This window comes from Rickettsia endosymbiont of Ceutorhynchus obstrictus, assembly GCF_964026565.1.
Taxonomy (GTDB): domain Bacteria; phylum Pseudomonadota; class Alphaproteobacteria; order Rickettsiales; family Rickettsiaceae; genus Rickettsia.
On sequence record NZ_OZ032162.1, the window covers coordinates 304,890 to 319,056 of the forward strand.

A 14,167-nucleotide genomic window follows, 5' to 3' on the forward strand; every position below is an offset into this window, starting at 1 on the left:
TGTCATGCCGTGACTTGATCACGGCATCCAGGAAAATAAAGCCATATTAGACTTATTTTAGAATCTTTTTATGATATTATAAGCTGGATTCCGTGGTCGTAGCCACGGAATGACAGAATTTTTACCTCTTTATTTAAACGTTCGTACAGTAGTGGGCTTGACCACGGTATCCAGAAAATTTTTATAAAAGCCTGGACCCCGTGATCAAGTCATGGGGTGACATTCTCTAACTCTTCATCTATTAGGCAATAAGATACTATGAACAATACCTATTATATTACCACCCCTATATATTACGTTAACGACGTGCCGCATATCGGGCATGCTTATACCAGCGTTGCAAGCGACGTGATTGCTCGTTTTATGCGACTTAGCGGCAAGGAGGTAAGGTTTTTAACCGGTACCGATGAACACGGGCAGAAGGTAGAAAAAGCGGCATTAAATAAAAATATCGATCCGCAAATATTTACCGATCAGACCTCGGCAAGTTTCCGTAACCTTATGGAATCAATGAATATTTCTAATGATGATTTTATTAGAACGACGGAAACAAGGCATAAAGAAGCGGTTGCTATTTTTTGGCAAAAGCTACTGGCGAACGGTACTATTTACGAAGGCTTTTATGAAGGTTGGTATGCCGTACGAGACGAAGCTTTTTACGATGAATCGGAATTAACAAGTGAAGGGCTAGCTCCAACAGGTGCGCCGGTTGAGTGGGTCAAAGAACCGAGTTATTTTTTTAATCTGTCAAAATGGCAAGATAAGCTACTTGCGTTTTATGAAGCAAATCCTGATTTTATTAGACCGATAACTAGGCGCAACGAGGTGATCAGCTTCGTTAAATCCGGTCTGCATGATTTATCAGTTTCACGTACTAGTTTTAATTGGGGGATTAAAGTCCCAAATGACAAAAAGCATGTAATTTATGTCTGGCTCGATGCATTAGTTAACTATATTTCTGCTTTAGGCTATCCGGACGAGAGCGGTAAATACGGTAAATTTTGGCCGGCTAATTTGCATGTGGTCGGTAAGGATATTGTCCGTTTTCATGCCGTTTATTGGCCGGCTTTTTTAATGGCGGCAGATGCGCCTTTACCTCAGTCTGTTATGGCTCACGGCTGGTGGACTAATGAAGGACAGAAAATTTCTAAGTCACTAGGTAATGTTATCGATCCGTTTGAACTAGTAAAAGAGTTCGGTGTTGATCAAGTTCGCTATTTCTTGATGCGAGAAGTTACTTTCGGCTCGGACGGTAATTATTCTAGAGCAAGTTTAATTAGTAGAATTAATAGTGAGCTATCGAACAAAATAGGTAACTTAATGCAAAGGACTTTAGCTTTTGTTTATAAAAATAATGAGGCTCATGTGCCTTTGATTGAGCAGAATATAATCGATCTGCTATATAAGTCGCCGCTTTTAGAAACAGCAAGTAAAATTGCCGTGCAGAATCTAGAGCTAATGGAAAATCTTGAAATTAATAAAATACTCGAAAATATTCTTAATTTAACTGAAGAAGCAAATATTTATATAGATAAAGAAGCCCCTTGGAATTTAAAGAAAACCGATCCGATAAAAATGTTGGAAGTGTTATATACTCTTCTAGAGTCTTTACGTTATATTGTTATCATGCTCCAGCCTTTTACGCCTGCGGCGGCAAATAAAATGCTCGATCAGTTAGGGGTAGCGAAAGAAGAGCGGAGTTTTAAACATTTAAGCCGTGAATATGCTGTAACGCCTTCCGCAAATATTTTAGAGCCTAGTGTGGTGTTTCCAAGAGTCCTAGCTGTCATTCCTGCGAAAGCAGGAATCCAGAAAAAAAGCGAAATTATTTGAGCTTTTAGTATTAAAAATTCAGTATATGTTACTTTTTAGTGACTGGATTCCTGCGATCAACGGAATGACAGTGTACCAACTCTTTATTTACTCGAAGTATAATATGTTAATAGATTCCCATTGTCATCTTAATTTACTTACCAAAGATACAGATTTAGATTCTGTCATTCAAAGAGCTATGGCAAACGGTGTGCAGTATATGCAAGCTATCTGCACTAAACTAGAAGATTTGCCTGATATTTTGCAGATAGCAGAGAAATATAAAAATGTTTTTGCGAGCGTTGGCGTACATCCCTGTGAAGTAAAACAAACCGTATCGGTTGAGGAAATTATTAAGCTTTCTCATCACCCTAAAATTATCGGAATCGGCGAAACCGGTCTTGATTATTATCATACGCCTTATGATAAACAGCAGCAAAAAGATTTGTTTGTACAACATATATATGCGGCAAGCGTAACAAAATTACCGATTATCGTTCATACAAGAGATGCGGAAGAGGATACGATTGATATCCTAACTAGTGAAATGAAAAATGATAATTTTCCCGGGTTAATACATTGCTTTACTTCCTCTAAAGATTTAGCAAAAAAAATGTTAGATATCGGTTTATATATTTCAATGTCAGGGATTATAACGTTTAAAAATGCAACAGATTTGCAAGAGATAGTTAAGTATGTCCCACTTGAAAGATTATTAATTGAAACAGATTCGCCTTATTTAGCCCCTACCCCGATGCGTGGCAAGCAAAACGAGCCGGCTTTTGTTAGATATGTTGCCGAAAAAGTCGCCGAACTAAAAGGCATAACTAGCATAGAAGTAGCAAATGCTACTACTCATAACTTCAAAAAATTATTTTCTAAATTTGGGAAATATGTGAACGATAATCTATAAGATCACTAAGATTAGTAATTTAAAATTGAAATTTTTAAAATAAAGTGTAAAATTAATATAATATTTTAACTTATTTTAATAATCTAAATTGAGAACTAAATTATGAAAATTTATTATAAGGATGAAATAATTGATTTTCTTAAAAATCATGAAAATCAAAAATTTACTCCTAATGAACTTGCTAAGTGGTTTGTAGAGAATTATCCTGAAGAAGCTGAACAAAAAGCAAATGCAAGTAAAAATAAGAAAATGCTTGAAGCAAACACACCAGAAGAAAAACATAAAGTTGTTATAGGAATTTATGCCGGAGAAATCAGCAGCAGTAAACTTTCCGGTGTACTGAAACATGAACCTAATATTCAAGTAATTCTTAAACCAAAAATAAGGTTTTATTATACACAAAATCCTGATGCTCAAATAAATAATCAGCCATCAACAAATCATAAAACTAAAACAAATAAAGAGAAAGAAATAACTGAAGAACAGGTTAGCAATGTCCTTGGGATATATCTTCAAGACAAACTAAAAATTCGTAATATGCAAATTAAGCATAATACTTCGTCAAATAAGCGAGGAAGTAAGGGTAATAATATATGGTTGCATCCGGATCGGGTAGGAATGCAAGAATTAAATAATAAATGGGATAGTGTAATAAAGGAATGTGCAAAATATTTAGCAGGACAGCAGGCTAAGCTTTGGTCTTTTGAAATAAAAACAACAATTACACGCGGTAATTTACGAGAATCTTTTTTCCAAGCCTTATCAAATTCATCATGGGCACATTACGGCTATTTGGTTGCTTCTAAATTAGCAGAAGATAATCCTGATACTAGGCATGAACTTGAAATGTTATGTACTAGGCATGGTATAGGCTTTATTTTAATAGATATGAAAAACCCTGAAAATAGTAAGATATCAATTCCTGCTAAAGAAAGAGCTGAAATAGATTGGAATATGGCTAATAGGTTAGCAGAAGAGAACAAAGATTTTAAAGGATACCTAGATATTGTCTCACAATTTCATAGAAAAACTAGCAATTTTGATTCTAATTTTGAATGGTTCACTACTAATAAGAAATCTAAATAACGGAAAGTAAAGAATAAATAATAAAGATGCTGATTTATAGCATTTTTTATTATTTTTCTGGATACCGTGGACAAGCCCTCTACTGTATGAACGTTGTGATAATGTCATTCCTGCTTTCGCAGGAATGACATAAGGGGCAGTAGGAATTACATACTGCTACGGTAAATATTTTACTAATATATAAGCCGGAATAAAGCAAAAGGCTGCTACTGTAAAAAAGCACGGCCAGCCTAGATAAGTAGCACTAAGCCCGGATATGCCGCCTAAAATTATAGGGGTAATAGAAGCGATAGAAGTTAATATTGCAATTTGCGTTATACAATATTTTTGAGTGCAGCATTTTAATTGATAAGAAAAAAATGGAGCAAGTGTTAAACCCATAGTAAATTGTTGAAGAAAAACTACTATATATAATGCTATAAGATCCTTAGCGTAATAATAAAGAAATAAAAAAGATAGAGCGGATAAAGCATGACAAACTAATACTTTTCTAAATATCAATCGATAATCATATTTGCGGCACAAATATCCTCCTAAGAACCCCCCGAAAGTAGCAGCGCATAAGCCTAAAGCTTTATAGCCGAATGCGAGTTCTGTTTTTGAATAACCGATATCTAAATAAAACATGTTAGGCATAACGGAAAGAAAGCTGTCCTGTAGGCGATAGAGCAACATAAAACTAACGATCAAAAGCCATTTAGGTTTTTTGATAAAATCGTAAAAAGCAGACAAAAATTTAGATTGATTTCGGAGAGTATTAACATGATTAACATTGAAAGGATAAAATATTATTAAGAATAATGGCGGTAAACATGAAATTGCCATAATTCGATAAATACTTTCCCAAGAGATTATAGTCGATAAATATAAGGCACCGGAGCCGGCAACTAATATACCGATTCTAAACCCTGTTGTACAAGCGGCTTCGCTTAAACCCCAGTTTTCACTACTAACAAGTAATATTTGAGACGAATGAACAAGTGTTTGATAAATAGAAGAAAAAAATCCTAAAATTATTAAGGACAGAGCAAATAATACAGAATTATTATCAGGTTTGAAAAATGTTAAGGCGTATAAACATATGATACAACCAAGCAATGAAAGGATTAAACAGTATTTATATCCTTGAGACTGAGGATTTGAAAAACTTATTTTCTCAAGTAACGGACCCCATAAAAATTTAAATATATGAAAGACATTTACTAAACTAAAAAGTCCGATAGTTATTTTACTGAATCCCGATTCTCGGAGCCAAAATGATAGTGTAGAGCCGCTAAGTAGAAAAAATAATCCGGAAGGAAAGATTATTATTAAGATAAATAAAATACTAAAAGCAGGTTTTAGTTTTAAAAAAATAGAATTTATGAATTTAACCCTCTTTGTTGTTTATTATATGGTGTTTTCGTAGGTTAAGTTTTCGATGTCATTTTCTCGCTTCTTATGTCATTCCCGCGAAGGTGAGAATCTAGACTTTTCTTTGTCATGCTGAACAAGTTTTGCGCATCTCTTGTAGTAGATCCTGAAATAAATTCAGGACGACTTATTATAATTATTTTCTAGATTCCCGCCTGCGCAGGAATGACATCGAAAATTCGAGCCATGCAACAACGCCTGAAAACGGGAAAGTATTGTTGCGTGGATACCGGTATCGTCATTGCGAGCCGCTGTAAGCGGCGCGGCAATCCGGAAAATAATAAATTTCATAGCATTTTTTGCTATTTTTTTTCTAGATTGCCACGTCGGCATAAATGCCTCCTCGTAATGACGATGCTTTTTGCAATGAATTTGATCCACGCAACAACACCTTCTCGCAAGCACAAAACTATCCTTATGATGCTTTGCTACTTTTGTTACTATTATTAAAAGTTCTTTTGCGAGGATTGTCAAAAGCAGCTGCTCCCCTTGGCGAGTTATTCCTTGCTTGGTTATTCCTTGGATTACTTCTTGAGTTATTATCCTCTCTTCTATTGTTAGTATTAAACGGTTTTCTGCGGCTATTTTTCCCCATAAGTTCACTACGTGCCGTAGATTCCCCTTGATTTATCAAACGATCAATTGCTTTCCATTTCATGGTATCGTCAGGAGAGATAAATGATAACGCATTACCCGTTGCCCCGGCTCTACCGGTTCTACCTATTCTATGTAAATAATCCTCCGGACACATCGGTAAATCATAGTTAATAACGTGCTGGGTATGAGGTATATCAAGCCCGCGAGCCGCAACGTCCGTTGCTACCATTATTCTATGACGTGACTGGCGAAACGATAAAATTACTCGTTCACGTTGGCGTTGGCTTAAATCTCCGTGAATCGCTTCCGCTTTATGATTTTCAGATTTTAACATCTTTGCAAGCTGATCTGCCGAACGTTTTGTTTTAACAAAAATAATTATTGAACCGTTACGAGTGTCTAGCTGTTTTGTAAGTTCACTAAATTTCTCTCTATCTGATATCTTTAAAGATTCTTGTTTTATTTCCGGAGCTGCCTTATTAGCTGAGCCTACGGTAATACGAATAGGATTATTTAAATATTTTTGAGATAAACTAATAATGTGTTTCGGCATAGTGGCAGAAAACATTAATACTTGCCTTTTTTCAGGAAGGTATTTATTAATTTCTTCTAGCTGTTCTTTCATCCCCATATCAAGCATTCTGTCCATTTCATCAAGTACTACTATACCGATATTACTTAGTTTTAAGGTTCCACGAGTTAAGTGGTCGATAATTCTTCCCGGCGTTCCGATAACTATTTTAGGGTTATTTTTTAGCTGCATAAATTGCGGAGGCATAGGCTCACCGCCGATTAAAACTGCGCTACTCATTTTTAATTGCGTCGTTACGCTTTTTAAAGCATTGCATATTTGACTTGCAAGTTCTCTTGTCGGGACAAGCACCAAAGCAGTAGATTTAGTATTGATAAAAGAATTGATAATAGGTAGTAAATAAGCAAGGGTTTTCCCTGAACCTGTTTGACTGGAAGCAAGAATATCCGCTCCTTCCATCGCAAGCGGTATTGCTTGTTTTTGAATTTCGGTCGGGATAGTAATATTTATTTTTTCGAGTGATGTAATTAGTTCATCAGGTAAATTAAAATTTTTCATTATATATAAATCCAATATTAGTTTTGTTATTTATAGTCAATTTCTTCGGACTTTAAGACAACATTATCTTATTATCCGATTTTTTTAGAATCGACTATATGATTAAGTTTAGAATATGCACATTATACTGCCCATCTTTCAAAAATTATTTTTTTATTTTATCAGATGAGTTACGCGTTCACATATTATTTGTACGTTCCGCTCACTCATTCAGCAAAATTAAAATCTAATTCTTGAAATATAAGTAGTATATTAAATTATTATAATAAAATAGCTTCTATCTAGGTACATCGTCATTCAGAAAGCTTGATACAAGCGAATTTTTCGGCATTCGCCTGTGCTCACGTACTTTAGGTAGCTTAGCTCTTCCTCAAATTCATCTTGTCTGAAGCTTTCTGAATTTAGCTGTATAGTTTGGCTTATTAAGGTCCATATAGCAAATTTCATGAGTTTTGCTTGTGTTCAATATAGCTTAGCTCACTCTAAAATTTAACATCTATGCCTTAATAATCTTGTTATACATTACCGTTGCTTGCTTATTTTTATAAGTTTGACTTAAGGCAACTAGTACTAAATCAAGTTACTTTTATCATAACTTCAAAAAGACCTATATAATCTGTGAGAATAAGCTACATAATTTATTTAATAATGTACTGCTTGCCTTGCAAGAATTGTTTTTTCATTTTATCGGAGATCCGCGTCCTCACCTATTAAATATAGGCTGCGGGCGTTCACTCTTCAAAATAAAGTCCAATTCTTGAAATACTTTACGTACACTTAAATAAGCTTAAGTTTTCAGCTTCAGAGCATAGTAAAAACTTATTCTTGAAAACTAAATTGGTATATTATGTATAAAAACAAAATATTTTTATCTTGATGAAAATGACAAGGCTATCCAAAACTTAAGGTTTTATTAACGCTAGTTTTGGATAACTGCTTTTGGTATTTAAGTATGTTTATATTGTTTTTAAATTAACAGCGGAAACTTTCCCTTTGTTATCTTCGAGATCATAACTCACACTTTGTCCTTCATTAAGATTACGAATCCCTGCCTCTTCAACAGCCGAGATATGGACGAACACATCTTTACTACCGTCATCCGGTTGAATGAACCCATAACCTTTTGTTGAATTAAACCATTTAACTTTACCTGTAGACATAAAAACCTTTATTAAGATAGAAATTGCTTAGCTGAATTTAACTTTAAAACTTTAAGCGAGATTAGTCCTACTATCAATTGATAACCGGATTTCATACCGTTAAAGATATATTGCACAAACTCATTATGCAATAACTACCTCATATTGCGCTACTTGTCAATAATATGCAAAAGAAAGTTTTACTTTCAGACGTTAATTTATCATATTATTACTATTTTGTCACTATTAAAGTTAAATTTATAAAAGTACTTGCATTTTTATATTTTTTTTATTAGTCTGTCACCTTGAATTAAATACGGTATACTATATAGAGTATACTGTATATCGTCTTGCCCGCGTGATGGAATGGTAGACATAACGGACTTAAAATCCGTGGGGTGCAAACCCTTGCCGGTTCAAGTCCGGCCGCGGGTACCATTCCTCGATTTTGTATTATATATAATTAAAAGATTAGCTATAATTTGGTTTAATATAACTAATAATATGACGCTACTTTTAACTGCTTCTCTTATTATGCGAACCTAATTAATTATTCTTACATTAATTATATTTATTTATATGTTTATTCAAACTGAAAATACTCCCAATCCAAATGCAATAAAATTTTTCCCCGGATTACGGGTTAGTCCCGATCAACCGATATTTTTTAGTGATTTGCTTGAGGTAAAGGGCAAAAGTAAATTAGCCGAATTATTATTTAGTATCGCTAATGTGAAATCGGTATTTTTCGGCAGCGATTTTATTACTATTACTAAGCAAGATGGAGGTAATTGGCAGGTTTTAAAACCTGAAATTTTAATGATTATTATGGATCATTTTGTTGCCGGTTTTCCGGTATTTGAGGAATCAAATTTACCTACAGATCACGCTGATAAATATAATACCGAAAATCTTTCCGAAATTGAAAAACAAATTATAGAAATTATTGAAACGAGAGTTCGTCCGTCGGTTGCCATGGACGGCGGTGATATAGTTTATAAAGGATTTGAAAACGGTATAGTGAAATTAGAACTTCACGGATCATGTGCCGGTTGTCCGAGTTCTTCTATTACTTTAAAAAACGGTATCGAATCAATGCTAAAGCATTTTGTTCCGGAAGTCGAAGCGGTTGAGGCGGTGGAAGAGGATTAATATAAGCGAATTTAGGATAAGTTTTTAAAAATCTTATTTTATTTTTCTTCTGCGCTATTAACTAGCTCATCGGATCGCTAAATAACGTAATGTAACTTAACATCTTTAGGAGTATAAACGACAATAGGTAATTGCTGTTATACCTTAAAAAGGTTTCATCGCCTAACATTGAATAATCAAGGTTAAAGACGGCTTCATCCTTAATTATGAAATTAAAATTAACAGCGAGTTTAGTTAAACTTAAACGCAATCATTCCTTCACAGAATCTACTACTCTTTATTACACAACATCTTACAAAGACAAGCTATAAGGAAGCGATTTAATGTAATTCTCCATAAACTCCCAATCCGGTTTACCTTGAGGAGTTGCCGGTAGTTTGATTCTAGCTTTACTTATAATATTTTTTCCATACTTCTTACCAAAAGAGTACCTATATCTTTCTAAATCAAGTACCGTTACAATAAACATTGCATTATATTTATTCAAATTCTCGCTGTATCCAATTGTTAAAGTTGTTGATCCAATAAAATCCGTTGGTTGGTATAGTGTATGTCCCACCGAACCTTGCCCATCTCCAATAAAGACTATTGCATTTCCTATTGATAATAACTCTTTAACAAACTTAACTCTATTCATTACTCCATTATCTTTTTTTTTCGCTCCAATATAAAATATATCATCTCCATCCGTGAGTAATAAAGAGGCATTTTTACATTTTGCTTTTTCTATTTTAGAAAATAAATTATTAATTTCAAAAAAAAGCCAATTTTCTGTATTTAATAATGTAATATTTGTATTATTAAAAGGCTTATCAGTTGCGGTTTGTATATAACAATTGGAAAATAAAAAACTAATATAATCTCTAATAGTCTGTATAAAATGATTGTCTTTTAAACTCGAATAATCGGTTTCCATATAAGCTTCAGCACACCATTCATCTTCCGCTGTAATAATTTTAGTAATACTTAGACCGGCTAAATTTTCTTTATTAAGATATTTTTCAAGCCAAACTTTTTTAATATTTTTAAATTTATTTTCTCTATCAATTCTACCGCTGTTTTTTGTGTTAAGGAATCCGTCATCTTTAAAATATCCAAAAAAAGTTTTTTTGTTAGCTGAATGAGGATTATGAGCTTTAAACACCAATATACATGAATTAACAGCAATCGGATTAAAAAGATCATCAGGCATCGAAAATACAGCTTCTAAAGTATGTTTTTCAAGTAACCTCTTTTTAACTTCTAAAACCTTTTTGTTATTTGAAACAACTGTAGACATTTGGCAAATTGCAGCACAAATTCCATCTTTTACTAAGCATTCTAAAGTATTTTCTATAAATTCTAATTGTTCGTCTGCATTCCCGTCTTGATAAGGTGGATTTAAAAAACCTTTTGTTGGTTTATGTTTTTTAATTATTTCCTTATTTTTTTCATCAAAACAATTTCCATATAAAATATGACTTTTTCCGTCCCCCCTCATCATCATATTTGAACAAGCATGAGAAAACATATCAGCTCTTTTCTCAATTCCAATTAATTGATTTGATTTAATATTTTTTTGTTTGTCTATATCATTTCCTGCTTTTTTAACCATATAGTTCATTGCAGAAACTAAAAATCCCGCTGTTCCACAGCAAGGGTCAAAAACAACGTCATTAACATTTAACTCAGCTATATCACAAAAAAAATCTGTAATATGAGAAGGGGTTAATACAAGACCGGTCTTCTTATCACTCCCGGCGTATCTTATAAATTGAGTATAAAATTTACCTAGTACGTCAAATCCACTTTCATTTATATGAGGTAAAATATCTTGATTAATCGATAAAATAAAATCCCTTAGTAATGTATTAACCTCATCTTTTTTAATTTTTTTATTATAAATTAAATCTGAATTAAAATCGCTATTGTTACTAAATTTTGAGTACTCTGATATTATAATTTCCCTTCTTTCCGGCTCTAAACTATTTCTCTTTAAAACACTCTCGCAAGCTAAAAGTAAAGCAGAAATTAATTCTTTGTTTGAAGTATAATATTTATAACTATTTAAAAAAGGGGGGTGTTGTAATGCTACCAAGATGGCACTAATTAAAGTACATCTTTCAACTTCAGGAATCGAATAATTATGCAAAAATTCATTATATTTTATCGCTTTAGCAGTTAACTCTTCTTCTTTAAAAGGTTTGGATTGCTCTTTAATAATATTTTCAATTTCTGCCGATTTTAAAAATATTTTATCCGGAATATTTTTGTAAGTATAGTGTTTTTTTAACCACAAGAAGGTTGAAATTTTTTTGTCGCGCTCGCTTTCTCCACTAACGGCAATTGCTGTAATATTAAACTCTTTACTCAAATAAGAAGCATATAACAAAGCTCCATCAACTGCATAATCTTTGTATTTTGTTCTATCTTTACTTTCATGATAAATTGTAGTTGCTTTGCATTCTATAAGAATTAAATTATCAGGATTGTTTTTAAAAGAGATAATAAATTCAGGTTTACCAACACCATATCCACTTTTTGAAGCGTTTTGTAAGAGTTTATTTATTTGGGGATTTTGTGATTTTTGTTCTTCTACTAAAATATTTTGGTCATCGTAATAACCTTTTTCTCGCAAAAGATTTCTAACGATATTTTCAGTAATACGTTCATTTAGCATAAAATACTCTGCTTCACCAATAAATTACACATATAACTTAATGTCCTTGTTATTCATAGCAAGCTTTTCATCATTGGGTAATTTAGTAATTTTTCTTCTAAATAATCTATTAATAGTGCAAGTTCTATGAAGGTTTCTAAAATTATGAACATATTCTTAAATCAATCCCTCTTCTTTCTTAAAAAAGCCGGTATATCGTGAATATCCGATTCCGGTTTAGTCTCTTGATCATCGGTTGAGGTAACTACAATATTCTTAGACCGTTCCTGTGTTTGGGAATTTGGGGTTTTTAAAGAATTCCACATTCTGCCGAATAGTGAAGGTTTTGGGCGGTCTTCTACCGGTTTATTTGCAGTATTTACCGGCAAGATTTGTGAGCTTTCACTTAAATTTTGATTTAAAGAATCGATTATTTCTGCTTCTTCGGTATTATAGTGGTTAAAGTCAGGTATTTCCTCTATCTCTATCGATGGTGAAATATTTTCAGCCTCTTTATCTCCTTGAGTCCGGGAAACAGATTCTGCTGTAAAAGGTTTATGAGTTATTATTTTATCGGCATCAATGCCGGTTGCCACAACCGACACTCTAATAAGTCCGCTTAACTCCGGATTAAAGGTCGAGCCGAAAATAATATTTGCTTCCAGATTATCAACTTCCTCCCTAATTCTATTAGCTGCGTTATCAACCTCAAATAAAGTCATATCCGTGCCGCCCGTAATATTAATTAATACTCCTTTCGCACCGCACATTGAACTGTGATCAAGTAAAGGATTTGAGATTGCCGCTTCTGCCGCTTTAACTGCTCTATCCTCGCCGCTTGCTTCTCCTGTTCCCATCATTGCTTTGCCCATTTCACTCATTATGGCTCTAATATCGGCAAAATCAAGATTGATAAGTCCCGGCATGATCATTAAATCGGTAACGCCTCGTACGCCGGCATGCAATACGTCATCCGCCATTTTGAAAGCGTCGGAAAATGTCGTTTGCTCATTGGCAATACGGAATAAATTTTGATTAGGTATAACAATTAAAGTATCGACAAATTGCTGTAATTCTTGAATTCCTTGTTCGGCGGTTCTCATTCGATGCCCCCCTTCAAAATGAAAAGGTTTGGTGACTATACCGACGGTAAGTATTCCTAGTTCCTTAGCAATTCTGGCTACTACGGGAGAAGCACCGGTACCGGTCCCCCCTCCCATGCCTGCTGTTATAAAAACCATATTACAGCCTTCTAAACGTCTTCTAATTTCTTCTTCCGATTCTTCTGCCGCCAAAGCGCCGACCGTAGGAGAAGCACCAGCACCGAGACCGCGAGTAGTAGAGACTCCTAGCTGAATTTTATCATCGCATAAAGAGTGTTCTAGGGATTGAGCATCAGTATTAGCTACTACAAAAATTGCGCCTTGTAGCTTATCGTTGATCATATTATTTACTGCATTGCTGCCGGCGCCGCCTACGCCGAAAACCGTGATAACCGGTTTAAGTACTATATTTTCCGGTGCCTTAATGCTTAGAGTCATAATTATTTTATCCAATGAATATTTACTATTTGCGCTAATTATAATAAAGATTTAGAAATTTCCATAGCCTTTTGTAAAAATATTTTTTTCAAGGTCAGTTAATATTCCCCTTAAAGATCGGTACACCGTTATCATTGCATGCTCTAATTAAAGCTTTGTCTTTAGTTGCCATAACTAGTCCCGTGTGCATTGCAGTTAATAAATAAGTTGCATCATATGAAGTAAGATTGTTGCTTCTTGCAGCTTGTGTAATTTCATGTATGGAAAAATTAAAATTCGATATGTCAATAGGTAGAGAATTTAAAAATTCTAAAATTCTAACTGTATCGGCTGTATTAATTCTATTACGTTTCTCAGCTATAAGTATTGCATTACTTACTTCAAGTTTCCATAGAGGGGGTACTATGGCTCTAAATTTATTACAATAATCTAATGTAAACTCTGAATATTTATTACGTTCATCATAAAAGAACCATGAGACGGTTATGGAGCAATCTGCTACAAATGACTTAGAATTCACCATTTTCTACCTTCGTTAATTAGCTCTTTAATAGTATAAGGAGCCAATGTTTTGCCTTTGCTGAACTCTCTTATTTGCTCTACTATATTTTCTATTTTAGGTCTTTCTTCTGCTATAGGTATAAGCTTAGCAACCGGTGTGTTATGTTTGCAGATGGTAATTTGTTCGCCGTCTTGTACACGTTGTATAAGATTAGAAAAATGAGTTTTTGCTTCAAATAAATTTATTTGATTAGATAAATGTTGTTTCATATATGTAATACCGTA

12 protein-coding genes and 1 tRNA gene are annotated in these 14,167 nt (G+C 33.7%); 5 read left to right on the forward strand and 8 right to left on the reverse strand.

Annotated elements, in window-relative coordinates; all coding sequences use genetic code 11:
• Positions 1–258: 258 nt before the first annotated feature.
• From metG to AAGD64_RS01850, 3 genes are all read left to right on the forward strand, one after another.
• The gene (gene metG / locus AAGD64_RS01840; protein ID WP_341793650.1) at positions 259–1,833 is read left to right on the forward strand and encodes a methionine--tRNA ligase; all 1,575 of its coding nucleotides are present in this window, start codon (positions 259–261) and stop codon (positions 1,831–1,833) included.
• Between the two features lie 103 nt (positions 1,834–1,936).
• The gene (locus AAGD64_RS01845) at positions 1,937–2,725 is read left to right on the forward strand and encodes a TatD family hydrolase (protein WP_341793651.1); all 789 of its coding nucleotides are present in this window, start codon (positions 1,937–1,939) and stop codon (positions 2,723–2,725) included.
• A gap of 102 nt (positions 2,726–2,827) precedes the next feature.
• Complete coding sequence (locus tag AAGD64_RS01850; protein WP_341793652.1) at positions 2,828–3,811, forward strand: hypothetical protein; 984 nt, start codon at positions 2,828–2,830, stop codon at positions 3,809–3,811.
• A gap of 156 nt (positions 3,812–3,967) precedes the next feature.
• Here the strand turns inward: AAGD64_RS01850 and AAGD64_RS01855 are convergent, their stop codons facing one another.
• The 4 genes from AAGD64_RS01855 to AAGD64_RS01870 form a co-directional block, all read right to left on the reverse strand.
• The gene (locus tag AAGD64_RS01855) at positions 3,968–5,176 is read right to left on the reverse strand and encodes an MFS transporter (protein ID WP_341794219.1); all 1,209 of its coding nucleotides are present in this window, start codon (positions 5,174–5,176) and stop codon (positions 3,968–3,970) included.
• Between the two features lie 165 nt (positions 5,177–5,341).
• Positions 5,342–5,605, reverse strand: a complete 264-nt coding sequence (locus tag AAGD64_RS01860) for a hypothetical protein (protein ID WP_341793653.1) — start codon at positions 5,603–5,605, stop codon at positions 5,342–5,344.
• Between the two features lie 34 nt (positions 5,606–5,639).
• Positions 5,640–6,911 (reverse strand): DEAD/DEAH box helicase, encoded by a 1,272-nt coding sequence (locus AAGD64_RS01865; RefSeq protein ID WP_253308033.1) that lies wholly within the window; start codon positions 6,909–6,911, stop codon positions 5,640–5,642.
• 956 nt (positions 6,912–7,867) lie between these two features.
• Entirely contained in the window at positions 7,868–8,071 is a 204-nt protein-coding gene (locus tag AAGD64_RS01870) for a cold-shock protein (protein ID WP_253308032.1), read from the reverse strand.
• 331 nt (positions 8,072–8,402) lie between these two features.
• On the opposite strand from AAGD64_RS01870, the gene AAGD64_RS01875 reads away from it, so the two are divergent.
• A tRNA-Leu gene (locus AAGD64_RS01875) sits at positions 8,403–8,488 on the forward strand.
• Positions 8,489–8,629: 141 nt separating this feature from the next.
• Entirely contained in the window at positions 8,630–9,202 is a 573-nt protein-coding gene (locus AAGD64_RS01880) for a NifU family protein (RefSeq protein ID WP_341793654.1), read from the forward strand.
• Between the two features lie 292 nt (positions 9,203–9,494).
• Here AAGD64_RS01880 and AAGD64_RS01885 read toward each other — a convergent pair whose 3' ends face one another.
• The 4 genes from AAGD64_RS01885 to AAGD64_RS01900 all read right to left on the reverse strand — a co-directional run bounded on the left by AAGD64_RS01885 (position 9,495) and on the right by AAGD64_RS01900 (position 14,152).
• Positions 9,495–11,861 (reverse strand): N-6 DNA methylase, encoded by a 2,367-nt coding sequence (locus tag AAGD64_RS01885; RefSeq protein WP_341793655.1) that lies wholly within the window; start codon positions 11,859–11,861, stop codon positions 9,495–9,497.
• A gap of 161 nt (positions 11,862–12,022) precedes the next feature.
• On the reverse strand, positions 12,023–13,381 hold the full coding sequence (ftsZ, locus tag AAGD64_RS01890) for a cell division protein FtsZ (protein WP_341793656.1): 1,359 nt from the start codon (positions 13,379–13,381) through the stop codon (positions 12,023–12,025).
• A gap of 94 nt (positions 13,382–13,475) precedes the next feature.
• A complete protein-coding gene (locus AAGD64_RS01895; protein ID WP_341793657.1) occupies positions 13,476–13,904 on the reverse strand; it encodes a type II toxin-antitoxin system VapC family toxin in 429 nt (142 codons plus the stop codon).
• A complete protein-coding gene (locus AAGD64_RS01900) occupies positions 13,898–14,152 on the reverse strand; it encodes a type II toxin-antitoxin system Phd/YefM family antitoxin (RefSeq protein ID WP_341793658.1) in 255 nt (84 codons plus the stop codon). Before AAGD64_RS01900 ends, AAGD64_RS01895 begins: the two co-directional genes overlap by 7 nt.
• Positions 14,153–14,167 lie beyond the last annotated feature (15 nt).